Raw genomic sequence first — 25,897 nt, 5'->3', positions numbered from 1 at the left:
CCAGTTCGCGCAAGCGGTGCACCTTCCAGGGACTATTCGAGTATGCGGCGGCGCGGTTTGGCCGTTTTGCGGTAGTCGTGGTTCTCCAGCGCAACCATGAATACCGCCTCGCGGGCGGTCAGGCCCAGTTCCAGGGCCAGGTCGTCGAGCATGGCCCAGTCGGTGCCGGTCGGCACATCGTGCGTGGCGACGGTGGTGGCGATCGTCATAGCGGTGACAGCCTGTTGTCCGGACAGGGTCCGGCCGGGCAGCCAGGAGACGACCCAGCGGTCACCGCCGACGCAGCGCGCCATATGCGTGGTCTCATCACTCGTCATCATCGACGCCGAAACGACTTCAATTGCCACCGACCTGCTCCCCTCATGCTCGCGATAGCCAGACGCTCTGATACTAGGGGGCAAGGAGGCTAGCGCCTACACTTTCAGCAAATAATGTGCAAACGCTAATTGGCCGGCGTCAGGAACCAGTGCTCGCGCCCGGCGGACCTACGCCCTCGGGCGGCTTCGGCGCCGGCCGGGGGACCACCGCCAAGATCGCCTTCTCGACGGTCTCGCGGCGCTCGGGGGTGTCTTCGACGAGGTCGAGACCGAAGGCGTCGACCACCGCCGAACCCATGGTCACCACCTTCGCCCACCGCACGTCGGCACCGCATTCGGCAAACGCCGCCGCCAACCTGCTGAGCAGCCCGATCCGGTCCTCGGCGCGCAATTCGAGGACCAACTGGCCGGTCGGGTTGGCCGACCAGATCACCCGCGGCCGCGCTTGCGCATACGGGCTCGGCCGGGCGCCGGTGGCCTCGCGCTCGCGCTTGGCCAGCAGCGCGGGCAGATCCAGATCGCCAGCCGTGGCCCGGATCAGCTCCTGCCGCAACAGCCCGACCTCCGGCGGGTCACCGAATTTGGGCGAGACCACGAAGGTGTTGATGGCCGAATGGCCTTCGCCGCCGACGGTGGCCGAGAGCACCCGCAGTGCGTGCAGGGCCAGCACCCCGGCAGCATCCGAGAGCAGACCCGGGGTATCCGGCGCGATCACCGTGACGGTGTAGATGTACTTGCCCTCGCCCGAGCGCAGATCGACGTGCACGCCACCCGCCGCCGCCTTGGCCAGCAACTCTGGCGCAATCGGCTCCGGCTCGGGCAACTGATCCCCCGCCATCACCAAGCGGCAGCGCCGCACCAGTTCACCGATCAGCGAAGCCTTCCAATCACCCCAGACGCCGGGGCCGGTGGCCAGCGAATCGGCCTCGGCCAGGGTGTGCAGCAGTTCCAGCAGCTGCACGTCACCGCCGAGGGTGTCCGCGACGAACTGCACGGTGTCGGGATCGGCGAGGTCACGTCGCGTCGCGGTGTCCGGCAACAACAGATGGTGCCGCACGATCGCGCTGAGGGTTTGCACATCCGATGGCCACAACCCGAGTCGCCGCCCGATGTGGGTGGCCAGTTCGGCCCCGACAACGCTGTGATCGCCTGCCCGGCCCTTGCCGATATCGTGCAGCAGCGCGCCCAACATCAGCAGGTCCGGACGGGCGACGCGAGTGCTGAGCGCGCTCGCATAGGCGACCGTCTCCATCAGGTGCCGGTCCACGGTCCAGGTGTGCAGCGCATCGCGCGGCGGCAGGTCCCGCACCGCGCCCCATTCCGGAAGCAGCCTGCCCCACAGGCCTGTTCGGTCCAGTGCCTCGACCGCGTCGATGGCGCCGCGGCCCGCGCCGAGCAGGATCAACAGATCGTTGAGCGCGTCCTTGGGCCAGGGCTCGCGCAGTTCCGGCGCGTCCTCGGAGAGCCGATTCAGTGTCGTCGCCGACATCGGCAGCCCCGTCTGTGCCGACGCCGCGGCCACCCGCAGGATCAGTCCGGGATCGCGCTGCGGCCGCGCGTCCCGCGCCAGCACGACCTCACCGGCGTGTTCGACCACCCCCTCATCGAGTGGTCGACGCACCGGCATGCGGCGCAATCGCGCGAGGCCACGACGCGGCAGTGCGTTGGCGGCGGTGCGCAGACCGACATCGACGGAGTAGCTCACCGTCCGTGCGGAATCACTGAGGGTGCGGGCGAGATCGAAGCGGTCACCGATGCGCAGCGCAGCGCCGATTTCGTCGGCATCCTGGGCACGCAGCTGATCGCGCGCCCGGCCTGCCACCCGATGCAGTTCTGTGCGAACATCCAGCAATCGCCGATGCGCATGTTTCAGACCGCCGCCCGGCACGTCCGGGCCGAGACCGGGCATGGCATCGGTCAGCTGGGCGATAGCGAGTGCGTCGAGCAGTTGGATATCGCGCAGTCCGCCGCGCCCGTTCTTCAGATCGGGCTCGGCGCGATGGGCGATCGCGCCACTGCGCTGCCATCTGGTCTCGGCCTGTGCGATCAATTCGTCGAAGCGCGAACGAATCCCGGTCCGCCATTCCCGGCGCACCCCACCGATGAGCAGATTGCTCAGCTCGATATCACCGACGATATGCCGGGTCTCGAGCATGCCGAGGGCCGCGATGAGATCACCGGAGGCGACGCGCAGCGCCTGTGGAACGGTGCGCACGCTGTGATCGAGTTTGATGTGGGCGTCCCACAACGGATACCAGAGCTGATCGGCCACCTCGGCCACCCGCGCCGGGTCGACATCGTCGTGCAACAGCACCAGATCCAGATCGGAATACGGCAGCATCTCCTTGCGGCCGAGACCACCGACGGCGACCACGGCCAGACCGCTGTCGCGGGTAATGCCGAGTTCGGTGCCCTTGGTGGTCAGCCACAGTTCGAACAGATCGACCAGCGCCGAACGCAGGGATTCGGCATCCAGACGCGGATTTCTGGGCAGTCCGCCCTCGAGCAATTGATTACGTGCCCGGACCAGATCGGCCGCGCCGTTGGAGACATTCGTGCCGCCGTCCTCGGTTACCTGTCCGCCGTCTTGCTCGTGACTACCCACAAACCCACCGCCCATCAAGATGCGTACGGCCCCGCCCCGACCGGGCAATCCGGTGGGAGCGGGGCCGCCGCTCGATTCGATATTTGCCTACAGAGCGTCGGTACCGCGTTCCCCGGTACGGACCCTGATGATCGACTCCACCGGGGTGACCCAGACCTTGCCGTCACCGATCTTGCCCGTGCGGGAGGCCTCGACGATCACCTCGACGACCTTGTCGACCGAGGCATCGTCGACGACGACCTCGACCCGAACCTTCGGAACGAAATCCACGGAGTATTCCGCACCGCGGTAGACCTCGGTGTGGCCCTTCTGGCGGCCGTAGCCCTGTACCTCGCTGACGGTCATGCCCAGCACACCCGCCTGCTCGAGCCCGGATTTGACGTCCTCGAGAGTGAACGGTTTGACGATAGCGGTGATCAGTTTCATGTCGTCATGCCTCCTTGACGGCGGAACGTGCCGTGCCACCCACAGCAGCGAAATCGTATGCCGTTTCAGCGTGCTCGGACTCGTCCATGCCCACCGACTCGGCTTCCTCGCTGGCGCGCAGCCCAATGGTGAACTTCACGATATAGGCAATGATCAGGGTCGCGATGAAGGAGAACGCAAGTACCGCACCGGCACCGACGGCCTGACGCCACAGCTGGTCGAAACCGCCGCCGTAGAACAGGCCGGTCTTGCCCGCACCCGCCTCCGGAGCGGCGACCAGGCCGACCATCAGGGTGCCGATGATGCCGCCGACGAGGTGCACGCCGACCACGTCGAGCGAGTCGTCGAAGCCGAACTTGAACTTCAGGCCGACCGCCAGCGCACACACCGCACCGGCCACGAAGCCGATCGCGAGCGCGCCGACCACGTTCACCGAGGAACAGGACGGGGTGATCGCGACCAGACCGGCCACCACACCCGAGGCCGCACCCAGCGAGGTGGGCTTGCCGTCGCGGAACTTCTCCACCAGCAACCAGGCCAGCATCGCCGCGCAGGTCGCGAGGGTGGTGGTGATGAAGGTCGAACCGGCCAGACCACCCGAGGTGACCGCGGAACCGGCGTTGAATCCGAACCAGCCGAACCACAGCAGACCGGCGCCGAGCATCACGAACGGCAGGTTGTGCGGACGGAACGGGGTGCTCGGCCAACCCTTGCGCTTACCGAGCACGAGCACCAGGGCCAAGCCTGCCGCACCGGCGTTGATGTGGACCGCGGTACCACCGGCGAAGTCGACCGCGAGCAGCTTGTTCGCGATCCAGCCGCCCTCGTGCACGACGTTGCCGTCGGCATCCTTGACATCGAAGTCGAAGACCCAGTGCGCGACGGGGAAGTAGACGACCGTCGCCCAGATACCCGCGAACAGCAGCCAGGAACCGAACTTCAGGCGGTCGGCGACCGCACCCGAGATGAGGGCAACCGTAATGATCGCGAACATCAGCTGGAACGCGACGAATACGGTCGCGGGAATGGTGCCCGCGAGCGGGATATTCACGGCGGCGGTGGTGACGGCGCCGCTGGCATCCTTCACCTCGGCAACCGAATTGCCGCCGATCAGACCCTTGAGGCCGAAGAACTGCGCCGGATCACCGACCACACCGAATTTGTTGTCGCCGAACGCGGCCGAGTATCCGTACAGCGACCACAGCACGCCGACGAGTCCCATGGCGCTGATGCTCATCATGATCATGTTGAGCACATTCTTCGAGCGGACCATGCCGCCGTAGAAGAACGCCAGGCCGGGCGTCATCAACAATACGAGTGCCGAACTCGCCAGCATCCAGGCGGTGTCACCGGTGTCCGGTGCACCGGTAAGGGGAAAAGCCACCTTAATGTCCTCCTCATCTCGGGCCCAGCCGACTCCGGCAAATGGACCTGCAGAGAAGGGTCCTCATTCGGTGTTTCATCCACAGAGCTGTGGTGTTTCGCCTGCGTGAACGGATGGAGCAGTTGTGTTGCTACCACGTTTCGAAATGTTCGCCCCGAGTTTCCCCGAGGGTGTGAGGTGGGTGTCGGCGGAGGTCGGGGTGCATTTACCGAGGAGTAGGCACGGCAAACTTCCGGCGTGCGGTACTCGACCCCCGCTCCCTGATCGGTAGCCGGGGTCGAGCGAGCGCGAACGGGACCGTGCCGCGCGACGGTGTGGCTATTCGGTTCAGCCGAGGAGTGCGTCGACGAAGGCGGCGGGTTCGAACGGGGCCAGATCGTCGGCGCCCTCGCCGAGGCCGACCAGTTTCACCGGCACACCGAGTTCGTGCTGAACCTGGAAGACGATTCCGCCCTTGGCCGTTCCATCGAGTTTGGTGAGCACCACGCCGGTGATATCGACCACTTCGGCGAAGACCCTGGCCTGCATGAGACCGTTCTGGCCGACGGTGGCATCGAGGACGAGCAGGACCTCGTCGACCTTGGCCTTCTTCTCCACCACCCGCTTGACCTTGCCGAGTTCGTCCATCAGACCGGTCTTGGTGTGCAGGCGGCCCGCGGTGTCGATCATGACGACATCGACGCCGCGGTCGATGCCAGCGCCGACCGCGTCGAAGGCGACGGCCGCGGGGTCCGCGCCCTCCTTGCCGCGGACGGTATCCGCGCCGACCCGCTCACCCCAGGTCTGCAGCTGATCGGCCGCCGCGGCGCGGAAGGTATCGGCCGCACCGAGCAGCACGCGGCGGCCATCGGCGACCAGGACGCGGGCCAGCTTGCCGGTGGTGGTGGTCTTCCCGGTGCCATTGACGCCGACGACCAGCAGGATCGACGGGTGATCGTCGTGCGGGAGCGCACGGACCGAGCGGTCGAGCTCGGGGCGCAAGGCCTCGACCAGCACATCGCGCAGGACGGCGCGGGCCTGTTCGGTATTGCGGACGCTGCGGGCCGCCATTTCCTCGCGTAGGCGCTCGACCACCGCCGCGGTGCTCGCGGTGCCGAGATCGGCGAGGACCAGGGTGTCCTCGACCTCTTCCCAGGAGTCCTCATCCAGGTCACCGCCGCCGAGCAGGCCGAGCAGGCTCTTGCCCACAGCGTTCTGCGAACGGGACAGGCGCCCGCGCAGGCGGACCAGGCGGCCCGCGGTCGGCTCGATTTCCTCGAGGGCGGGGGCGATCGCGGCGTCGTCGGCGGTGGGCTCGGGGACGGCTTCGACCGAGGTTTCTTCTGGTCCGGGCGCGGGCGTCGTCGGCGCGGTGGTGTCCGTGGGTGCGACCGTGTCGGCATCCGCCGCAGCGGCCTCGGGTTGGGCGGTTACCGCGTCCGACTCGACCGAGGTATCGGAATCAGCCGTGGCCGTTGCGGATTCGACCGCACCATCGGTCTCGGCCGGAGCGGACTCCGCGGTGTCGACATCGCTGTCGGGCAGCGACACATTGGTTATGCCGCGCTTCGGCGCGTCGCGCGGAATCGCCGCGTCATCGCCGATATGCGGCTGCCCCTCGGTGTCGGTTCGCTCGACCGGTGCGGGTTCCGGGCGTGTCGCGGTGGCCGTGCCGCCCTGACTGAAGTTGAAGCCACCCGAGGCCGTGTACCCGCCCGACCGGTCGGTCAGTTCTTTCTCCGCGGTGGGCGACGTCAGCGTGACGCGACGACGTTTGTACAGGACGAATCCGGCGATAAACGCCACCACCAGCACGGCGGCGACAGCGGCAATCAGGATCCAGGCTTCGGAACTCACGCCGACCATCCTTGCAGAACCAGATTCTTCGCATTACCACGCCGTCCCGGCCCCGACACACAACCCCCGAGATTTCTTGTCCTGCGGAACTTCTCGCGAAGGGACAATAGGATCGGCGAGGTGACCGATCGAAACGTGCTTGGGGGGCCGCTGGAAGAGTGCGGCGCCGATCCTCTCACCGGGTTCTACCGGGACGGCTGCTGCAGCACCGGGCCGGAGGATCTCGGTAGCCACACCGTGTGCACCGTCGTCACGGCTGAGTTTCTCGAACACCAGGCGTCCATCGGCAACGATTTGAGTACGCCGCGCCCGGAGAACAACTTCCCGGGCCTGCAACCGGGAGACCGGTGGTGTGTGGTGGCGGTGCGCTGGCTGCACGCGCACGAGGACGGCGTCGCCGCACCCGTGGTGCTGGCGGCCACCCACGAAAACGCCCTGGAAGTGATCTCGATGGATATTTTGCGCAAATACGCCGTCGACGTACCGGACGACGTGAGCGACCTGCTCTAGCGCTATCCCCAGGACCCGCTGTCAACCTCTCGCGACTGCCCCGGCCAGGGCGGCGCGGGCGGTTCGTTGGCGGTGTGCCTTTTGACGGCAGGCGGCGCCGCAGTAACGGGCCGGGCGGCCGGTTCCGGTGGGTTGTAGCGCGGTACCGCAGATCGGGCAGTGCGCACCGGTCGTTTCGTTACGCGAGACGGTTTCGTTACGAAGGTTGGCCTCGGCGTCGAGTTTCGTTACGGTCCGGATTCCCGGGTTCGCGCGCATTGCGTCGAGCATGATGGCGGCGGCCTGGATCATCGGGCCGTCGGGGCGCTGACGCCGCTGGATCGCAACGCATCCGGTGAAGATGTCCAGTACGTCGGCCATTTCGATATCGGGGCGGACCGCGCCCTGGCGCTGCGCGGCCGTCAACAGGGCGCCGAGCGCGTGATGGAATCGGTCGCCCGCGCTGCGTAGCAGCGCTTTCGGCCAGCCGTCGTCGGACTGGACGATATCGCAGAGCGCCTGGCTGCGCGGAGCCGAGACGACCACCTCGGTGCAGAGCGCGAAGAACGCGGCGCCCGGATCCGGCGCGTCGAGATGCGCGGCCGCGACGGCGGCGAGCCGGTCGATGCGGTGTTGCATGACCGCTTCCAACAGATCGGTTTTCGTGGGGAAATGCCGGTAGACCGTGCCCGCGCCCACCCCGGCACGGCGCGCGACCTCCGCCAGCGAGACCGAAGTGCCGCGTTCGGCGAAGGCGCGTTGTGCGGCGGCCAGCACCAGCGCCCGGTTGCGGCGGGCATCGGCTCGCGCGGCGGCGCCGAGCTGTGTGGGCGGAGACTGCGGAGCAGACATTTCGTTACGGCCTTCCGTGCCGGGACCTGGCCAAGCGGGTGATCGCACCCATATCGTCCGAATACGGGTTATCCGACCCGATTGTACGAGCAGAGTCCGATCGAATGAGAAGGCGAGCATGTCCCCTCAGCAGAACCCGATACTGATCACCGGCGCGACCGGCAAGCAGGGCGGCGCCACCGCGCGCCGACTGCTGGCCGACGGCGTCGCGGTGCGTGCGCTGGTCCGCGATCCGGATGCGCCCGCGGCGCAGGCACTCGCCGACGCGGGCGCCGAATTGGTGAGCGGCGACTTCGACGCACCGGCAACACTGGACGCCGCCGTCGCCGGTGCGCGCGCCGTATTCCTTGTTCCACCAGCCGCTTTCGGACCGAACGGTTGGGGCGCGGAGTTGGAGGCCACGCGGGGCATCGCGGTGCTCGACGCGGCGGCACGCGGCGGTGTCGAGCAGATCGTCTTCACCGGTGTCGCCTCGATGACCGATGACCGCTCCTGGGGCATGGCCGGAAAGGGTCGCATCGAGGATGCGATCGCGGCCAGCGGTCTGCGCTACACCCTGTTGCGCCCGGTGCGTTTCATGGAGAACTACGTCCTGCGTGGCAGTCCGGTGGACGGCATTATCGACGGCGTGCACAAGCACCTGTTCCAGGCGGACCGGCCGCTGCAGATGATCGCCATCGCCGATATCGCGGCCTTCGCCGCACTGGCCTTCCACGATCCGGACCGCTTCCACGGCCGGACCCTCGAATTGGCCGGTGACGCGATCACTCCCGTCGCGGCGGTGGCGGCGATCAACCGCGCCACCGGCCTCGCGGTGCGCTACGTCGAGGCGAGCGAGGCTGAGGCGGATGAACTCGGCGAACAGATCGGCAATACGTGGCGGCTCATCCGGCAGAACGGTGGCTGGCACGCCGACATCCCGGCGCTGCGCGAGATCTACCCCGCCCTCACCACACTCGAATCCTGGCTCACCACAACCGGAGCCGCGCTGATCAAGTCACAATTCGACAACGACCGCCGCGTCGCCGCGCACTGACCGAACAGCCGCACTCCTTCTCGGCCCTGTGCGGCGCCCCGGCAGGCCGAAAGCGGGTGCGGCTGTATGTCACCGCCTCCGGCGTACGCTCGATGCGGTGAACCTGCTCGAAAGGTGGACCAACCGCAAGCGCCGCGATCCGGTCGGTGCCGAGGTCGACGAGATATTCGGGCGCGCGCGCAAGCACATTCACGAGCGCAGGGAATGGGTGGCGGTGGCCAAGGTGGACGACCGCGAATCCGGCGATGATCCGCTGGTCGACCTCGACTCCGGCGTCGTCACACTGGGTCCCCGGGGCGGTCGATCGGCTCAGTAGTGCGGAGGGTGCGAATCGGGATCGCCGTCGGTGCGACCGAGCGCGCGGCGGATCCGGGTGCGCGCGCCGAATGTGCCTGTGCTGCTTGCGGCTACGTTGCGGCACGCGGCGCGCGTGCGGCGGGTGTCGGGGTGGTCGGGACCGAGGACCCGCAGTTGTACTTCGAGCAGCTGCTCGTATTCGACTGCGGCGGTGGCGGTGTCACCCGCGCCGTGGCGCGCGTGGGCCAGGTGGTAGCGGGTGGCGAGGGTGCGCGGGTGGTCGACTCCGAATATCCGTTGTTCATCGGCGAGTAGCCGCTCGAGCTCACCGACGGCGGAACGGGAATCGCCGGATTCACAACGCCAGCGGGCCAATTCATTGCGGTTCAGCAGTGTGTCCGGATGATCGTCGCCGAGCACCCGGATGCGATCGGTGAGCAGTGCGGCCAACTCCGCCACGGCGATGGCCGGATCGCCGTGCGCGCCACGCCAACACGCGAGATCGTGGCGGGTGCGAAAGGTGTTCGGATGCTCCGGGCCGTGCACCCGAACGCGATTGGCGAGTACGTACTCGAATTCCGGGAGGGCAGTGGCGATATCGCCGCTCTCGGCGCGGTAGTGCGCGAGATTGGCTCTGGTGCGCAGCGTGTCGGGATGGTCGGGGCCGAGTACTCGCTCGCGCGCGAGGAGCAGTTGCTCGAATTCGACAACGGCGGCCGCCGGGTCGCCGCTCTCGCCGCGCCAATATGCGAGATTGTGCAGTGAGGTCAGTGTGTCGTGGTGGTCGGCCCCCAGTATCCGCCGCCGGTCGTTCAGCAGTTCCTCGTACTCGGCTATGGCGGTGGCGTAATGGCCCGCTTCACCGCGCCATCTGGCCAGATTGTGCCGGGTGCGCAGAGTGTCGGGATGGTCGGGGCCGAGCACGCGCAGCCGGACCGGCAGCAGCTCCTCGAGTGCGGCGAGCGCGGCCGCGAGATCGCCGCTTTCCCCGCGCCAGAGTGCGAGGCGATGCCAGGTGTGCAGGGTTTCGGGGTGATCGGGCCCGAGGATCGCGCGTTCGTCGTCGAGCAGCCGCTCGTATTCGGTGACAGCGGTGCCGATCTGACCGCTCTGACCGCGGAAGAACGCGAGACTGTGCCGGGTGCTGAAGGTCTCGGGGTGGTGTGGACCGAGGACGGCGAGTTCATCGCGGAGCAGATGCTCGTACTCCGCGACCGCGGTGGCGGGGTCACCACTTTCCCCACGCCAGTACGCCACGGCATGGCGGGTGCGCAGGGTATCGGGATGGTCGATCGGCAGCACCCGCTGCCGATCGGCGAGCAGTTGTCGGTACTGCTCGACCGCGGTGACCGGATTGCCGCTCTCCCCGCGCCAGAGGGCCAGTTCGTGCCTGGTGCGCAGGGTATGGGGATGGTCGGGGCCCAGGATGCGGATCCGAACCGGAAGTATCTGCTCGAATTCGGCGACGGCCGTGAGGTAGTGACCGATTTCGCCGTACAGGTGGGCCAGGTTGTGGCGCGAGAGCAGGGTAATCGGATGGTCGAGGCCGAGGATGCGCCGCTCATCGTCTATCAGCGCCACGAACTCCTCGATGGCGCTGCGGTGATCGCCGCTTTCGCCACGCCAATAGGCGATGTTGTTGCGGGTGCGCAACGTGCGTGGATGCTCGGGTCCGAGAATGCGCGTCCGGTCGGTGAGCAATTGCTGGAATTCCGCGATGGCGGTGGCGTGGTCGCCGCTGACGCCGCGCCAGCGGGCGACGTCATTGCGGGTGATCAGGGTGTGCGGGTGATCGGATCCGAGCACGCGCTCCTGCTCGGCCAATAACTGCTGGAACTCGGTGATCGCTCGCACATGATCGCCGCTCTCGGCGTGCAGCTGGGTGACCCGATGACGGGTCTTGAAGAAGGCCGGATCGGCGGTGCCCGAGATGCGCTGCTGATCGACGAGCAGTTGGTGCAGCTCGATAATGGCGGTATCGATATCGCCGCTTTCGCTGCGCCAGTATGCGAGTTCGTAACGGGCGGTGAGCGTGTCGGGATGATCCGGTCCGAGTACGGCGCGCCGATCGGTGAACAGCCGCTGGAATTCGGCAATGGCCTCGGCCGTCTCGCCCTGCTCGCCACGGAAATGCGCGAGGTCGCCTCGAGTGCGCAGGGTCGCCGGGTCATCCGCGCCGAGCAGGCGGGTGCGGTCGGCGATCAACTGCTCGAATTCGGCTATGGCCGTGGGGAAGGCACCGCTTTCCCCGTGCCAGCGGGCCAGATTGGTGCGAATGGTCAGGGTGCCGAGGGCATCGGCGCCGAGCACCCGGGTGCTCTCGACGAGTAGGTTCTGATGGTCGATGGTGGCTGTCGCCAGATCGCCGCTCTCCCCGCGCCAGAACGCGAGATTGTTGCGGGCGGTGAGGGTATCGGGATGCTCCGGACCGACCGACGCCTCGAACGCCGGAATCCAAGCCGCCCACAGATCGCGATTATCCGCGGCGCGCGGGGTGTTCAACCGTTCCAGGAAAGCCAAGGCCGCGGCCGAATCGCCGTAGCCGAGATAGTGCCGCACGGCCGATCGACGGCCGTAATCGGTGATCTGGGGCGCGGGTTGGGTCGAGCGCGCATCCTGCTCGAGCGCCTTCGCCAGCGCCCGATGCGCGTCCCGGCGCGCCACCGTGCGCCCCGCGGCGATGAGCGAGCGTCGAAACGCATTGTGCGCCAATCCGAGCATCTCATCCGAGGTGCCCGGGTGACCGCGACTGACCAGCACCCCGAGCCGAACGACGAGATCGCGAATTCGGTTGGTGCTCAATCCGATATCCAGGAAATCCAGGGCACGTTCCAGCAGTTCGAGCGGCAGGACCGGACCTGCGCCGGCCGCGACCAAGATGCCGAGCAACGCGGAAACCGCCTGTGCCGTCGCGGGATCCGCATAGTCGACCACATCGCGTACCCGCCGCCGGACCAGGGCGTCCAGGCCGATCCCCCGGTCCAGATCCGAGGACGTGATATCGGAGTGGATCTCGATCAGCAGCCGGGCCAGCAGCCACCCACCGGTCGGAGTCTGCTGCAGCAGACCATCGATCCATTCGCGCCAATTGGTGTGCTCGGTGTGGCCGCGGGCCGCCGCGACGGTATCGGCGATATCCGCCGTCGTCGGAGCTGGCACATCGATGCGCCGCATATGGGTCAGCAGCGGCGAGTTCTCGATACCGGTTCCCGCACGGATGCCGACGATGAGATGCACATGTGCGAGCTCCGGACGGCGGGTCAACTCGGCGACCGCATAGGAGAGCAGCATGCGACTGCCGCGCCTCGGATGATCGAGTCCGTCGACCAGGATGTGCACCGGCTTCGACGGGTCGAGCCGGGCCAGCGGCCGCAGGATCTTGATATCGAACTGGTCGAGTCGGCTGCTGTCCTGTTCGGCGAGGTCGAATTCGACCATGCGCGTTGCCGTTTTGAAGCCGTCGAGCCGCCTGCCCAGCTGCTGAGCCAACTCGGCGGTGAACGATTCCAGTGAGCTGGTCACATCGAGAATCACTGCGGCCGTGATGTATTCGGCCTTGATCGGCAGCGTATCCACCCAGCCCGGCCGGATCAGGGTCGCGAGCAAGGTGGACTTGCCGCAGCCCGCGGGGCCGACCACACCGCGCAACCGTTCCTCGCCCGCGTCGACCACCTGGGTCAGCCGCTCGCGCAATGGCTCCGAGACGACCAGACCGTTGATCAGCTGGTCCACGAAACCCGCGGCCGCGCTGCCGCTCACCGCATCCTCACGTCGGGCGGCATTGGGCACCAGCCAGAGACCGGGATCGCTACTGGCCGTGCGGATTCCGGAGGTGAAGGAGAACGACTGCGGCTCCAGCGCCGGACACTGGCGCAGCGGCCGCACCAGATCCGATGGCAGGAGGCTTTCGCCGCCGTGCGGCACCCCCTTGCCGAACGTGGTGATGATCGTTCGAGTGAAGCACCCGAAATAGGCGGGGCCATTGCCGGTGGCGACCAACAGTTCGACACGCCCGTTCGGGCCGGACGCCTCCGGCCAGCGCCGGGCCGCACCCCGCACGCCCTCCCCCGTCTCGCAGGCGTCGACCAGCACGATCAACCCGTCCAGCGCGGCGGCGCTGTTCAGGTGTTCCTGGATTTCCTGGGTCAGATGAAAAGCATTGCGCAGCTTGGGCAGCTGTGGGGAATCGTGGGCGAGCAGATAGAAGTTCTCCGAGGCGGTGGTCATGCCGTGGCCGATAAAGCTGATTAGCAGCGTCGCTTGCTGATTCGCGGCGATCTCGAAGGCATCGTCTACGGCGCTGGCCAATTCGTCGATCGTCGGATCCAAGAGCGGCCCGCCGTTGCGGGTGGCCGGTTGCCAGCCCCCGAGTTCCCGCAGTTCGGTGTAGAGACCGGTGGCGAGCTCGCCGGTGAAACCCAATCTGGGCAGCGCCGCGCACTCCGAGCCGACTACCAGCGCCACCCTCCCGCTCATATTCCGCAACCTACTCCGCCCGTGCCCGCCCCCGGGCAACAACGGGAAATCGAAAAGGCCACGATCACAACGGCTTTGTGATCAATTCGGCCCGATCAATCGGACCGCCACCCCCGTAACGCCGTGCGTCCGCCCAGCGGATGTGTCCCGATTGCGGTGACCGTCTCAGCTCGCCGCGGCACCCACCGGAGCCAGGTTCTCCCCGCGCAGGCGTTGGCTGATCACCTGGGTGATGCCATCGCCGCGCATGCTGACGCCGTAGAGGGCGTCGGCGATCTCCATGGTCGGCTTCTGGTGGGTGATGACGATCAGCTGACTCTTCTCGCGCAGCTGCTCGAACAGGCCGATGAGGCGGCGCAGGTTGGTATCGTCGAGCGCGGCTTCGACCTCGTCCATCACATAGAACGGCGAGGGGCGGGCGCGGAAGATGGCCACCAGCAGCGCGACCGCGGTCAGCGACTTCTCCCCACCCGATAGCAGCGACAGCCGCTTGACCTTCTTGCCGGGCGGGCGCGCCTCCACCTCGATACCGGTGGTCAGCATGTCCGACGGATCGGTGAGCACCAGTCTGCCCTCGCCGCCGGGGAACAGCTTGGCGAAGACGCCGACGAATTCGCGTTCGACATCCTCATATGCCTCGGTGAAAACCTGCAGGATGCGCGCATCCACCTCGGCGACCACATCCAGCAGATCCTTGCGCGCACTCTTGACATCCTCGAGCTGGGTGGCGAGGAAGTTGTAGCGCTCCTCGAGTGCCGCGAACTCTTCCAGCGCAAGGGGATTCACCTTGCCGAGGGTGGTCAGATCCTTCTCGGCGCGTTTGGCGCGGCGTTCCTGGGTCTTGCGGTCATAGGGCATCGGGGTCGGCGCGCTGACCTGCTCACCGCGCTCCTTGGCCTGCTCGTATTCCTGCCACTCCAGATCCGATGGCGGCAGCGGCACATCCGGACCGTACTCGGCGATCAGATCCGACAGCGCGATCCCGAACTGTTCGGCAATGGTCGCCTCGATCTGCTCGATACGCAGTGCCGCTTGGGCCTTGGCGACCTCGTCGCGGTGCACTGCGTCGGTGAGCTGGGCCAGCTGCGTGGTCAGCGCCCGGACCCGCTCCTTGATCTGCTCGACCTGGGCGGCGCATTCGGTGCGGCGGCGCACCAGTTCGTCGCGTCGCGTACCGGCCTGGGCCACAACCGATTCCAGCTCGGCGGCGACCTTCGCACCGGATTCGGCAACGGCGGCGGCGACGGCGGCGGCCTGTTTGCGCGCGGCCTGGGCGCGTTCGGCACGGGCCCTGGTCTCGCGTTCGGCGCGGGCCGCCCGGCGCAGCGAATCCGCTTTGCCGCGAACCGATTCCGCGCGTTCCTCGGAGGTGCGCACTGCCAAGCGGGCCTCGACCTCCATGGATCGGGCCTCGGCCAGTGCGGCGGCGGCCTCCTCCCGGTCGCGGCCCGCCGCTTCGGTACCCGCCAAGCCCATACCGTCGTCGACATCGGATTCGAGTTCGGTGCGACGCAGCCGTTCTTCGAGATCGGCCAGCGCCGCCAGCGCCTCTTCCCGACCCGACTCGGTTTCCGCGCGCTGGCCGGTGATCCGGTCGACATCGGCCTGAGCGGTGCGCGCCACCTCGCCGACCCTGCCGAGCCGGTCGTAGATCACCACCAGGGCCTGATCGGATTCGTGCAGTGCGAGCAACGCCTGGTCTACCGCATCCTTGCGGTCGGCCTGTTCGTCCAGTGCGCCGGAGAGGGCGGCCTCCAGCTCCTCGGCGCGGCGTTGGGCGGCGATCAGATCGGCCTTGGCGGCGTCGATATCGGCCTGGATCTCCAGCTGACTCGGTGCACGATCGGATCCGCCGAGCACCCAACCGGTTCCGGTGAGATCGCCGTCGCGGGTGACCACACGTAGATCCGGCCGGGCGCGGACCACCTCCGCGGCGGCCGCGAGATCGTCGACCACGGCGACACCGGCGGTCAGTGCGGCAATGGCACCGCGCACGTTATCCGGGCCGTCCACCACATCGGCGAGCCAGCGGGCCGCACCGGGCAACGCACCGTCGGACCTCGGCAATCCACCTCGAGCATCGAACACCAGCGCGGCGCGACCGCCGTCGGCCTCCTTCAGCGCGCGCACCGCGGCATGGGCGGAGTCTGCGGTGTCGGCGGCAACGGCGTCGGCGAGTGGGCCGAGGGTCGCGGCGACCGCGGCCTCGAAACCACCGTGCACCCGGATCAGGCCGGAAAGCGGACCGAGCAGTCCCTGCGCGCGATTCTCGACCAGCCAGGCCGCGCCGTCCCTGCGGGCCAGCCCCATGCCCAACGCTTCGATGCGGGCGCTCAGCGAGGCGACCCGTTTGCTGGCGTCGCGGTCCTGCTCCCGCAGTTCGGTGACGCGCTGATCGGCCAGTGCGAGGGCCTGCACCGCATGTTCGTGCTGGGCGTCCAGACCGGCCTCACCGGCCTCGAGTTCGCCGAGTTCGCCTTGGACGGTATCGAATTCGGCCTGGGCCGCCTCGCCGCGCTGGCGGGCCTCACCGATCGCGACGGTCAGCCGGGTGATCTCCGCATCGACCGACTGCGACCTGGTGCGCAGGGTCTCGACCTGACCCGACAACCGGGCCAGCCCCTCGCGCCGGTCGGCGATGGCGCGCACCGCGGCCAGATGCGCCTGTTCGGCGGCCTTGGCGGCCTGCTCGCGTTCGGCGAGTGCGTCGCGCGCCGCCTCCAGGGTTTCGGCCGCGATCTCCACGGCCTCGCGCAGTTCGGCCTCCTCGGCCTCGACGCGTTCGGCCTCGGCCTCGAGCTGTTCGGGATCGCGGCCGCTGCCGACGGGCAGGTCGGTGTGCAGGTTGCGGGCCCGATCACCGGCAATGCGGATGGTGGCATTGACGCGCTCGGCCAGTGCGGACAGCTGGAACCAGATCTGCGCGGCGGCCTCGGCACTCGGGGTGAGCCGGGACAGCTGGAACTCCTGCTGCGCCAGTGCGGCATTCGCGGCGTCGAGTTCGGTCTGCACGGTGATCTGCTGCTCGCGGGCGTATGCCTCTTTGCTCTGCTGGCTCTCGAGCTCGTTGCGCCGGGTGACCAGATCGTCGGCGGCCAGGCGCAGGCGCGCGTCACGCAGGTCGGCCTGCACGGTCTGGGCGCGGCGGGCCACCTCGGCCTGTCTACCGAGCGGTTTGAGCTGGCGGCGCAGTTCGGTGGTGAGGTCGGTGAGGCGGGCCAGGTTGGCCTGCATCGCCTCCAGTTTGCGGACCGCCTTCTCCTTGCGCTTGCGGTGCTTGAGCACGCCGGCGGCTTCCTCGACAAAGGCGCGGCGGTCCTCGGGGCGCGATTCCAGGATGGCGGACAGTTGGCCCTGTCCGACGATGACGTGCATTTCCCGGCCGATGCCGGAGTCGCTGAGCAGTTCCTGCACATCCATCAGGCGGCAGGAGCTGCCGTTGATCTCGTATTCACCCGCGCCGTCGCGGAACATGCGCCGGGTGATGGAGACCTCGGCGTAGTCGATCGGCAGCGCACCGTCGGAATTGTCGATGGTCAGCGTGACCTCGGCGCGCCCGAGCGGTGCCCGGCCGGAGGTTCCGGCGAAGATGACGTCCTGCATCTTGCCGCCGCGCAGCGCCTTCGCACCCTGTTCGCCCATCACCCAGGTGAGCGCGTCGACGACATTGGATTTGCCCGAACCATTCGGGCCGACCACACAGGTGATGCCCGGTTCGAAGCGCAAGGTCGTCGCGGACGCGAAGGATTTGAATCCCTTCAACGTCAGACTCTTCAGGTGCAAATTCGACGACCCTTCCTGCGCGGTGGTCGGACATACGCCGTCCCATGGAGCGACCAGCCATGCTATCGGTGCCCCACCCTGGACACTCGTAGGGTATCGACTCGCCCCGCGATATCCAGTATTTCAGTGTGCTCTCGGTTTGCTCTAGCGGGGCCAGCGGTGGTGTGGCGGGCGATCCTGCGTCCTTCTCCCCACTCGCGCCGACCTACGATGGCTTGCGCAATCTCATGACGGCCGCCTTGGCTACTGTGGGCCCGAGCTCCCTGGTACCAGTGATCCGCCGACCCGCGTGGTCGATATCGCGGCGTGATGTCGAATACGTGACCGCACACGGTGTCACATTCGAAATTCCCTGCGGCAGTGAACAACTCGGTGATCCGTGAGCTGGTTCGAGACGCGACCGGGTGCCGCGATATCACCGCTGCCGACAGCCGGTTCCGCAACCTCGAGGGCGATCGTTCCCGGTTGGATCAATCGGATCTCGCTTGCGCTATCGCCGAACTCCCGGGACGCATACGATCCAGTCTGATTCGCCAGGGAAACGTTCGTCCGGGAGTGCCGCACATGCCATCGGCCAAGACCAGCACCGTGCTCGGTCTGGTCCGTCATGCGACGACGCTGCGATTGACCCGCATCGCCACGCTGGTCGCGGGCAGCCTGGTCTTTCTCTACGCATGTGAGGTCAGCCGGAAAAGCGATCTGTCCGATGTGTGGCCCCAGGTCGTCATCGCGGCCGGGCTCGCCATGACCGGCCTGATAACCGCCTGGTTCGAGGTGCGAGCCGCCGATCACGCGGCAATCCGCGCCCGCACCGACATCCGTGGCTTCCTCATCGAATCCGACGACATATCGGTGCGCGCCCGCATCACCCGCTCCGGCGACCTGGTCTTCCATGGCCACGACTCCAGCGGCCCCCACCCCGCCTACGAATGGGACTGGGCCTTCCGCGCCAGCACCTTCCCCGCCATCCGCGCCGCCCTCGGCGGCAAGGGTGACCTGCTGGAACTCCTGGAACGCACGGTTCCACACTGGGATCGTCAGGATCGCTACGATCCCGGCGCCTGGCTGCACAACCAGGGCATCCCCGCCGCCTTTCGCGAACGCGGCGACTCCTCCAGCCGCACCACCCGCGTCCTGCCGGTCATCAAGCCCGAAGCCGAACTCACCCATCATGATCCGGACGCCCCACCGTCTCGCGCATCCACCGGACAACAAGAGCTGACGAGCAGCCGTCGCACCACATCACCGCACCGACGAACCCGCTCCGCAGACCAGAATCGGCCCGAACATTCGGACCGCCGCCGCGACCCATCACCCGAACAAAACGCACCAGCGCACGCACGCCGCAGAGCCCCTGCCGACCAACTCCGACCCACCCCCTCGTCCGATCCCCGCGCCGAACAACCGGCCGCAATCCGTCCCACCCCAGGCCGACGCCGCGACGACTCACCACGCCTGCGCAATACCGAAACCTCAGGTGGCGACTGGTCCGAGACACCAGACCCCCACCACCGCAACACCGCACTGCGCTCCCGAAACGAAACCTCCGGCGCACACCGTCACGCCCTATCCGGCGCCAACCGCCCCGAATCCCCTTGGCCGCAGACGTCCGAATCGCAGAGCCAGCGATGGACCGAACCACCCGAACGCCGTCGCCGCGGATAAGTCCCACTGCCCACCGGCCCGACCGCGCGATATCCCTCATCGGCCCGGCTGGGAACGTGGCTTGCCCGGTGGCCAACAGACCTGGGCCGCGCAGCCGTCGATCGGGTTCTGACATGCGGCGCCTGAAACACGCTTGACATTCCACAATGGAGGGTGCATTCTGGTGTCACCTTCCAATGTGGAACATTGATCTAGTCGTTAGGACCTGACATGGAAATCTCGCCTGGTACTCGGGCCTCCGATGCGGAGCGCGAGAAGGTTGTGCGGCTGCTCGGGCGGCATATGGCCGATGGTCGGATCGACCTCGCCGAATACGATCAGCGCGTTGCCCGCGTCTATGAGACCGGGGTGCGCGACGATCTGCAGCTGGTGCTCTCGGATCTGCCGAAGCTGCCGAAAGAGTCCGCGGTACAGAAGCATTCGCCCGCTCGCTTCCCGATCTGGCAGCAGATCGAAGGCACTTCGTGGCTCGGCGTCAGCGTGCTGGTTCTCGCCATCTGGGGAGCGATCTCGATCAGCGTCGGTGAGTTCACCTACCCGTGGCCGATCTGGGTCATCGGCCCGTGGGGCGCGGTGCTCGCCTTCCGGATGCTGGCCGGTTTCGAATCCGGCCGATTCGGGCGCCACACCAGCTGAGGATTTTTGCCGCGGTGCGGCGTCGATCGAGGATCGGCGCGCACCATCGGCACAGCGCGGATGATGGTGTCGCACACCAGGTTTGCGCATCGATCTGCTGTGGTATTACGGAATCGTGAGGGCTTCAAGATATTTGGCCTCGCTCGTGAGCGTGCTGGTGGCCAGTTTCGCGATTTCTGTTCTGACCGTTGGCCCTGCCGTCGCGGCGCCGCATGTGGTCGATGAGGCTGCGCTGGATGGATCGGTATCGCGGGTGGATGTCTATTCGCCCGCGATGGATCGGGTGGTGAGCAACAGGGTGATTCGGGCCTCGGGCGGTCCGGCGCCGACGTTGTATCTGCTCACCGGTATCGGCGGTGGCACCGACGGCATCTCGTGGTGGGACGATACCGATGTCCGGCAGTTCTTCGCGGATAAGCATGTCAATGTGGTGATGCCGATCGGCGGGGCCTACAGCATGTACACCGACTGGCTCACCGACGATCCGGCGGTCGGCCGCAACCGGTGGCAGACCTACCTCTCCCGGGAACTCCCCGCGGTCCTCGACCCCCGGCTCGGCAGCACCGGGCGCAATGCGATCGCCGGCGTGTCGATGAGTGCGGGATCCGCCGTCGACCTCGCCATCCAGTCGCCCGATGTGTACAGCGCGGTGGCGGCTTACAGCGGCTGCCCGTGGACCTCGGACGCACTCGGGGTGGCGATGATCAGTGCCCAGGTGATCCGCGGTGGCGCCAATCCGGTCAATATGTGGGGTGAGCTGGGTCAGGGAATCTGGCGGGTGCACGACGCGTTCACCAATGCCGCCGCGCTGACGGGCAAGACGATCTACCTGTCGGCCGCCACCGGCGCACCAGGTCGGATCGATGAGGGCGGGCTCGGCTTCCCACCGATCGAGGCGATTGCCAGCTCGTGCACCGATGCATTCGCCGACCGGCTCCGCGAGCTCGGACTACCGGTCGTCCACGTCAACCGCCCCGAAGGGTCGCACACCTGGGGCCAGTTCGAGACCGACCTGCACGATTCCTGGCCGCATCTGGCCCGCGCACTCGGCGTTTGATCGAGATCCCAGCCCGGCGACGCTACGGTGGGGTGCCATGGACACCGTCGCCTTCCCGGAGTGCGTCGACGTCCCGTCCCCGCGAACCTCGCGAATGATCCGGACGGTTCGGCCGGTTGTCGTCGCGGCCGGATGTCTGATCCTGCTCCAGTTGGCACTTCGCTACTGGGTGGCCGATAGCGGGTACTTCTACTGGGACGATCTCATTCTGGTCGGCCGGGCGGGGACCTATCCGCTGTGGTCGACGGATCTGCTGCTGTACAACCACGACGGACATTTCATGCCGCTGGCCTTCGCCACGGCGTGGGTGGTGACCGCGATTGCGCCGCTGACGTGGGCGGGGCCGGTGCTATCGCTGCTGGTCCTGCAACTCGCAGCGTCGGCGGCGGTGCTGCGGATGCTGATCGTGCTGGTCGGCGCGCGCTGGACGATCCTGGTCCCGCTGGTGTTCTACCTGTTCTGCCCGCTGACGCTGCCGGCGTACGCGTGGTGGGCCGCCGCCCTCAATGCGCTCCCGCTGCAATTCGCGCTCGCCTGGGTGATCGGCGATGCGGTGCGCCTGATCGACAGCGGTCGGCGGCGGTACGCGCTGTCGGGGGTCGTGGTGCTCGCGGTGGCGCTGCTGTTCTTCGAGAAGGCGGCGATCGTCCCGTTCGCCGCCTTCGCCGTTGCCGCGCTCACCCGCCACGTCGACGGTCTCGGATCCGCGATCGGCGTGGTTGCGCGGCGCGGTGCGGCGCTCTGGGCCGGATCGGGTGTGGTGATCCTGTGTTGGCTGGCCGGATACCTCACGGTCGTGAATGTTTCGGCGCTGCACAGCAGTCCGGCCGAACTGCGCGAGTTACTACCCCGCGCGACATCATTGGGCATCGTGCCGACGGCGTTCGGCGGGCCGTGGAGCTGGGAGCGCTGGCTACCGTCGACGCCGTGGGCGGATCCGCCGGGCTGGGCGGTGGTGTCGGCGTGGGTCTGTTTGTTGGCACTGGTGATGCTGTCGATGCGTGCCCGACTCCGTATCGGGCCGGTGTGGATGACGGCGGCGGTGTACGTGCTGGTCGCCCAACTGCCGGTGGCGCTGGCCCGCAGTGGGCCGAATACCGCGGGCGAGCTATTGCAATCCCTGCGCTACTTCGCCGATATGGCGGTAGTCCTGACTGCGGCGGGTGCGCTGATGTTGCGAGCCCGCCCGCGTGACGACGAACTCGTGTTGCGAGCCCGCCCGCGTGACAACGTACCCATGTTGCGAGCCCGCCCGCGTGACGACGTACCCGTGTTGCGAGCCCGCCCGCGTGACGACGTACCCGTTTTGCCTGACCACGCGTCCGTGTCGGTTCCCGGCCCTGATGCCGACACGCACTACTCGCGTTTCGGGCCACGCGGCCGCACTCGTATGTTGTTGTCCAGCTTCCGTGGCCGAACCTTCGCGTTACGGCTCAGTCCACGCGCCACCGCCGCACTGACGGTGCTGTTTCTCGTGAGCAGCCTCTGGTCCACCGCCACCTTTGTGCGCTCATGGCGCACAAACCCGACCAAAACCTATGTCACCAACGTGAAGTCGGCGCTGGCCCACTCCGACGGCGCACCCCTGCTCGAACAGGAAGTGCCGTGGACCGTCCTGAACCCAACGGCATACCCCCAGAATCTGACCAGCCGTGTCCTCGCACCGCTCGCGTCCCCCACCACCTTCGCCGATTCGACATCACACCTGCGCATGATCACCGACAGCGGCACGATCGTCGAAGCAGCCGTCTGGTGGAACCGCAGCATCCTGCCCGGCCCGGACCCCAACTGCGGCTACCGAGTTCGAGGGCCCCAACCGACCGACATCCCGCTCGACGGCCCGATGCTCGAACACGAGTGGACCGTCCAACTCAACTACCTGGCCAACCGAGACGACCGCATAACCGTCTCCTTCGAACACGGCGCCCCCGTCCCCGCCCCCGTCCGAACCGGCCTGAACACCGCCTACATCCGCGTAACCGGCAGCGGCTCCACCCTGCGCATCAGCCCCCGCACCCCGGGCCTCGACCTCTGCGTCGGCGTAGGCCCCGTAGGCGTCGCCTCCTACGACAACTGACCACGTCAGATGTTGAAACCGCCGCCGCAGACCAGGGTCTGCGCGCTCACGTAATCCGATTCGGGTAGACACAGGAGGTAGACCGCCCCCGCCGCTTCGACCGGAGTACCCGCGCGACCGAGCGGGATCATATGTTCCATTGCCGCCATCAGGTTCGGATTCACGCCGACCTTGATCTGTTTGCTGTACCTCGATGGTCGCGCCACCGGCGGGGGCTTCGGTGAGCCGGGTTTTGATCATGCCGAAGGCGACACTATTGACGGTGACGTTGTAGCGGCCCCATTCCTTGGCGATGGCTTTGGTGAGACCGATGATTCCGGCCTTGGCCGAGGAGTAGTTGGCCTGTCCGGCATTGCCGCCAGTGCCAGCCATCGAGGAGAATTCACGACCTTGCGGCACGGCACCGGATCACCGTGAACCGATCTACCGCTGCGGCAGTGGCATTCCGGGCGAACCCAACTACAGAATGGCGAAGGCGACGACCAGACCGAGCGCGAAATGCGCCGCCGCTACCACGAGCACTTCGGTGGTGTAGGCATCGGCGGCCAACGCCGCGCCGATATCGATGCCGAGTGCCCGCTCGATGACCCGGACCGAGATCACCTGCGCGATAATGCCGACCAACCCGTAGATGCTGGCGGCAATGAGCCCCTCGGAGAGCTTGCCCGCGGAGGCATATGTCGCGAGCACCACGATGAGGGCCATGCTGACCATGCCCGCGGCGGTGACGATAATGGCATTGGGCTTACCCGCGGCGACCAGCGCGCGCAGCTTGCCGGGTGTGGTCAGATCGATGGCGTAGAAGCCGACGAGCATAAGGGCCAAGCCGACAATGGCGTAGAGGATGATGGCTCCAACGCCGGTGCCGAGCGAGTTCCAGTAACCCGATTCGAGGGCAACTGCGGTCATCGTGATCCTTCCGAGGTGAGGTCGCGTGCTGGCTTATTGCGTAATGCGGTGCGGGACAAAGGCGGAGCCGTCGTCGGTGATCAATCCCGCGGTCTCGCGGATGCCGAGTCCGGCCGCATTGTCACCGACGATCCAGGCGCCCAGAACGGGCCGCATATCGTCGAATTCCGGTAGCGGGTCCAGCAATTGGTAGACGAAACCCTCTTCGCCATAGACCCCGCCCGTCGCGGTCTCCAGGCCCGCGCCGACAATGGTCATATTCGCGCCCTCGCGCCCGAGCTTCGGCTTGCGGATGTATTCGGTGAGCTCATTGGGCTGATCGAGGTAGGCGGGCAGCAGATTCGGATGTCCGGGGTAGAGCTCCCACAGCACCGCCAGGATCGCCTTATTACTGAGCAATGTCTTCCACAGCGGCTCGACCCACATGGTCTGCGGCAGACTCGCGACCACCCGCTTGCCGAAATCGTCGTCGAGCACCCACTCCCACGGATAGAGCTTGAAGATCGCATCGATCGAGCCTTCGGCCAGATCGACGAAACGCTCCAGCTCACTATCGAATCCGACCTCCTCGATCGGCAGCGCGATGGTGTCGAATCCGGCCTCGGCGGCGGTCTCCTGCATATACGCGGTGGTGACATTGTCCTCGCCGGTGGCGTCCGCACCGGACCAGGTGAAGTGCAGTTGCGACGAGGGCAGGATGTCGCGCAGCTCGGTCCAGCGCTCGACCAGCTTCTCGTGCAATGAATTCCACTGATCGCCGTCGGGATAGAGCGCGGTCAGCCAGTGCCACTGCACAATTGCTGCCTCGAGCAGTGATGTCGGCGTATCGGCGTTGTATTCCAATAGTTTGGCCGGGCGGCGCGCGTCGTATCTCAGATCGAAACGCCCGTAGACGTGCGGATCACTGCGCCGCCACGATTCGGCGATCGGTCCCCAACTCCATTCGGGCAGACCGAAATCCTTGTACCGCTCGGTCAGCACGACATGCTCGACGGCGTTCAGGCACATCGAATGCAGCAATTCGACGTCGGCCTCCAGTGCGAGGATCTCCGACATCTCGAATTCGTAGTGCACCGATTCGTCCCAGTACGGCCGGGGCAGACCGCTCGCATCCCGGCCCGGCGCGCCGTAGACCAGCCCCTGCCCTTCGATGATCTGCTGCCACCCTGGTCGCGGGGTACCGTGTACGCGCCGCATTACGAACCACCGCCGCCGCTCTTGCTACTGGTGCCGAGGCCGCCGCGGGTAACGGTGCTGCCGCTCTTGGTCGTGATCTGAGCGCCCTTGGGCTGCACCGTGGTTCCGCCCGTCGGTGGTTTGCCGACGGTGTTATAGCCGCCGTAGTAGTAGCGGTATTGGCTGCCGTTGTAGATGAAGATCCCGTTGCTGAGCATGTGCGCACCGCCCGCCCCGGACCCGACGGCATTCGAGGCCGTCTCGCACTGGTCGTCGGGTTCGACGATCTCCTGACCGTTCTGATCGATCACGGTGCAGTACGCGGTCACCTCGTCGGGCTTGGTCAGCGCCTTATAGGCGAGGTAGCCGCCGCCGACCAACCCCGCGACACCGACAATGGCGACACCGCCGATGAGCACGCGCTTGCGGGTGCGCTTCTTGTGCTCGGCGGCGGCCGCGGCGGCCTGCTGCGCCTCCTCGGCCCGCTTGCGGGCCTTGTCCCGTGCCCGCGCCTCGGCCACCGTCGGCGGACGAGGCTGGGTTACGCCGGGCTCTTGGCGCTGGATGCTGCCCGCGCGCGGCGGTGTTGCGAACCGTCGGGGCTCGGTGCCCGGCGGAACCGGTGGGGGCGTTGCGGATTCGTCGCCTGCGGAGCCAGGAGCTGCGGCGGACTCGCCCGGACCCGGCGCTGATCCCGGTCCGGATGGCGATGCACCAGCGGCCGGTGCCGAAGGAACTACTCCCGGCGCGGATTCCGGCGCGGCCGACCGCGATCCGGCGGCATCAGCGCCCGACGCCGAATCGGGCGCACCGGAGGGCTCCGTATCGTCTCCCGTACCCGGACCCCCTGTACTCAACGATCACGTCCCTGGGTCG

At 67.2% G+C, this 25,897-nt stretch carries 18 protein-coding genes and 1 pseudogene; 7 read left to right on the top strand and 12 right to left on the bottom strand.

Annotation, left to right across the window (positions count from 1 at the left end):
- Window positions 1-32: 32 nt before the first annotated feature.
- The 5 genes from ACQP0C_RS11750 to ftsY all read right to left on the bottom strand — a co-directional run bounded on the left by ACQP0C_RS11750 (window position 33) and on the right by ftsY (window position 6,577).
- On the bottom strand, window positions 33-347 hold the full coding sequence (locus ACQP0C_RS11750; protein ID WP_433683677.1) for a hypothetical protein: 315 nt from the start codon (window positions 345-347) through the stop codon (window positions 33-35).
- A gap of 109 nt (window positions 348-456) precedes the next feature.
- Entirely contained in the window at window positions 457-2,922 is a 2,466-nt protein-coding gene (locus tag ACQP0C_RS11745) for a [protein-PII] uridylyltransferase (protein WP_433732961.1), read from the bottom strand.
- A gap of 87 nt (window positions 2,923-3,009) precedes the next feature.
- Complete coding sequence (locus tag ACQP0C_RS11740) at window positions 3,010-3,348, bottom strand: P-II family nitrogen regulator (protein WP_040868325.1); 339 nt, start codon at window positions 3,346-3,348, stop codon at window positions 3,010-3,012.
- 4 nt (window positions 3,349-3,352) lie between these two features.
- On the bottom strand, window positions 3,353-4,732 hold the full coding sequence (locus tag ACQP0C_RS11735) for an ammonium transporter (protein WP_433683675.1): 1,380 nt from the start codon (window positions 4,730-4,732) through the stop codon (window positions 3,353-3,355).
- A gap of 327 nt (window positions 4,733-5,059) precedes the next feature.
- Window positions 5,060-6,577 (bottom strand): signal recognition particle-docking protein FtsY, encoded by a 1,518-nt coding sequence (gene ftsY / locus ACQP0C_RS11730; protein ID WP_433732960.1) that lies wholly within the window; start codon window positions 6,575-6,577, stop codon window positions 5,060-5,062.
- Window positions 6,578-6,688: 111 nt separating this feature from the next.
- On the opposite strand from ftsY, the gene ACQP0C_RS11725 reads away from it, so the two are divergent.
- A complete protein-coding gene (locus ACQP0C_RS11725; RefSeq protein WP_014987060.1) occupies window positions 6,689-7,078 on the top strand; it encodes a DUF2237 family protein in 390 nt (129 codons plus the stop codon).
- A 21-nt stretch (window positions 7,079-7,099) separates the two neighbouring features.
- Here the strand turns inward: ACQP0C_RS11725 and ACQP0C_RS11720 are convergent, their stop codons facing one another.
- A complete protein-coding gene (locus ACQP0C_RS11720; RefSeq protein WP_433732959.1) occupies window positions 7,100-7,909 on the bottom strand; it encodes a TetR/AcrR family transcriptional regulator in 810 nt (269 codons plus the stop codon).
- Between the two features lie 118 nt (window positions 7,910-8,027).
- Between ACQP0C_RS11720 and ACQP0C_RS11715 the strand changes: the two genes are divergently transcribed.
- Together ACQP0C_RS11715 and ACQP0C_RS11710 are read left to right on the top strand one after the other, a co-directional pair.
- The gene (locus tag ACQP0C_RS11715) at window positions 8,028-8,945 is read left to right on the top strand and encodes an NmrA family NAD(P)-binding protein (RefSeq protein WP_433732958.1); all 918 of its coding nucleotides are present in this window, start codon (window positions 8,028-8,030) and stop codon (window positions 8,943-8,945) included.
- Between the two features lie 97 nt (window positions 8,946-9,042).
- Window positions 9,043-9,261, top strand: a complete 219-nt coding sequence (locus tag ACQP0C_RS11710) for a hypothetical protein (protein ID WP_433732957.1) — start codon at window positions 9,043-9,045, stop codon at window positions 9,259-9,261.
- Here the strand turns inward: ACQP0C_RS11710 and ACQP0C_RS11705 are convergent.
- Both ACQP0C_RS11705 and smc read right to left on the bottom strand, forming a co-directional pair.
- The gene (locus tag ACQP0C_RS11705) at window positions 9,255-13,718 is read right to left on the bottom strand and encodes a tetratricopeptide repeat protein (protein ID WP_433732956.1); all 4,464 of its coding nucleotides are present in this window, start codon (window positions 13,716-13,718) and stop codon (window positions 9,255-9,257) included. The genes ACQP0C_RS11710 and ACQP0C_RS11705 overlap by 7 nt on opposite strands.
- A gap of 165 nt (window positions 13,719-13,883) precedes the next feature.
- Entirely contained in the window at window positions 13,884-17,501 is a 3,618-nt protein-coding gene (gene smc, locus ACQP0C_RS11700; RefSeq protein WP_433732955.1) for a chromosome segregation protein SMC, read from the bottom strand.
- A gap of 564 nt (window positions 17,502-18,065) precedes the next feature.
- On the opposite strand from smc, the gene ACQP0C_RS11695 reads away from it, so the two are divergent.
- The 4 genes from ACQP0C_RS11695 (at window position 18,066) to ACQP0C_RS11680 (ending at window position 22,936) form a co-directional block, all read left to right on the top strand.
- Complete coding sequence (locus ACQP0C_RS11695; protein WP_433732954.1) at window positions 18,066-19,166, top strand: hypothetical protein; 1,101 nt, start codon at window positions 18,066-18,068, stop codon at window positions 19,164-19,166.
- Between the two features lie 210 nt (window positions 19,167-19,376).
- Complete coding sequence (locus ACQP0C_RS11690; RefSeq protein ID WP_433732953.1) at window positions 19,377-19,802, top strand: DUF1707 SHOCT-like domain-containing protein; 426 nt, start codon at window positions 19,377-19,379, stop codon at window positions 19,800-19,802.
- Between the two features lie 115 nt (window positions 19,803-19,917).
- Window positions 19,918-20,859 (top strand): alpha/beta hydrolase, encoded by a 942-nt coding sequence (locus ACQP0C_RS11685; protein ID WP_433732952.1) that lies wholly within the window; start codon window positions 19,918-19,920, stop codon window positions 20,857-20,859.
- Between the two features lie 37 nt (window positions 20,860-20,896).
- Window positions 20,897-22,936: a hypothetical protein gene (locus tag ACQP0C_RS11680; protein ID WP_433732951.1), complete on the top strand. Its 2,040-nt coding sequence runs from the start codon at window positions 20,897-20,899 to the stop codon at window positions 22,934-22,936.
- 5 nt (window positions 22,937-22,941) lie between these two features.
- On the opposite strand, the pseudogene ACQP0C_RS11675 reads toward ACQP0C_RS11680, so the two are convergent.
- The 4 genes and pseudogenes from ACQP0C_RS11675 to ACQP0C_RS11660 form a co-directional block, all read right to left on the bottom strand.
- Window positions 22,942-23,349, bottom strand: a pseudogene (locus ACQP0C_RS11675) (SDR family oxidoreductase); the annotation flags it as partial.
- A gap of 46 nt (window positions 23,350-23,395) precedes the next feature.
- Window positions 23,396-23,845 carry a DUF350 domain-containing protein gene (locus ACQP0C_RS11670; protein WP_433732950.1) on the bottom strand — a complete coding sequence of 150 codons (450 nt, stop codon included), beginning with the start codon at window positions 23,843-23,845 and terminating at the stop codon, window positions 23,396-23,398.
- Window positions 23,846-23,878: 33 nt separating this feature from the next.
- Window positions 23,879-25,042: a glutathionylspermidine synthase family protein gene (locus tag ACQP0C_RS11665; protein WP_433732949.1), complete on the bottom strand. Its 1,164-nt coding sequence runs from the start codon at window positions 25,040-25,042 to the stop codon at window positions 23,879-23,881.
- Complete coding sequence (locus ACQP0C_RS11660; protein ID WP_433732948.1) at window positions 25,042-25,878, bottom strand: hypothetical protein; 837 nt, start codon at window positions 25,876-25,878, stop codon at window positions 25,042-25,044. Before ACQP0C_RS11660 ends, ACQP0C_RS11665 begins: the two co-directional genes overlap by 1 nt.
- Window positions 25,879-25,897: the final 19 nt, after the last annotated feature.

It is taken from the genome of Nocardia sp. CA-129566 (assembly GCF_050956075.1).
In the GTDB taxonomy this organism is placed as follows: domain Bacteria; phylum Actinomycetota; class Actinomycetes; order Mycobacteriales; family Mycobacteriaceae; genus Nocardia.
This window is presented reverse-complemented; position numbering and strand designations above follow the sequence as displayed.

Bases quoted from the DNA above. Each gene is read 5' to 3' on its own strand.
- ACQP0C_RS11720 (WP_433732959.1), bottom strand. From the start codon at position 7,909: ATGTCTGCTCCGCAGTCTCCGCCCACACAGCTCGGCGCCGCCGCGCGA.
- ACQP0C_RS11715 (WP_433732958.1), top strand. From the start codon at position 8,028: ATGTCCCCTCAGCAGAACCCGATACTGATCACCGGCGCGACCGGCAAG.
- ACQP0C_RS11680 (WP_433732951.1), top strand. From the start codon at position 20,897: ATGGACACCGTCGCCTTCCCGGAGTGCGTCGACGTCCCGTCCCCGCGA.
- ACQP0C_RS11705 (WP_433732956.1), bottom strand. From the start codon at position 13,718: ATGAGCGGGAGGGTGGCGCTGGTAGTCGGCTCGGAGTGCGCGGCGCTG.
- ACQP0C_RS11670 (WP_433732950.1), bottom strand. From the start codon at position 23,845: ATGACCGCAGTTGCCCTCGAATCGGGTTACTGGAACTCGCTCGGCACC.
- ftsY (WP_433732960.1), bottom strand. From the start codon at position 6,577: ATGGTCGGCGTGAGTTCCGAAGCCTGGATCCTGATTGCCGCTGTCGCC.
- ACQP0C_RS11695 (WP_433732954.1), top strand. From the start codon at position 18,066: ATGCCATCGGCCAAGACCAGCACCGTGCTCGGTCTGGTCCGTCATGCG.
- ACQP0C_RS11690 (WP_433732953.1), top strand. From the start codon at position 19,377: ATGGAAATCTCGCCTGGTACTCGGGCCTCCGATGCGGAGCGCGAGAAG.
- ACQP0C_RS11740 (WP_040868325.1), bottom strand. From the start codon at position 3,348: ATGAAACTGATCACCGCTATCGTCAAACCGTTCACTCTCGAGGACGTC.
- ACQP0C_RS11665 (WP_433732949.1), bottom strand. From the start codon at position 25,042: ATGCGGCGCGTACACGGTACCCCGCGACCAGGGTGGCAGCAGATCATC.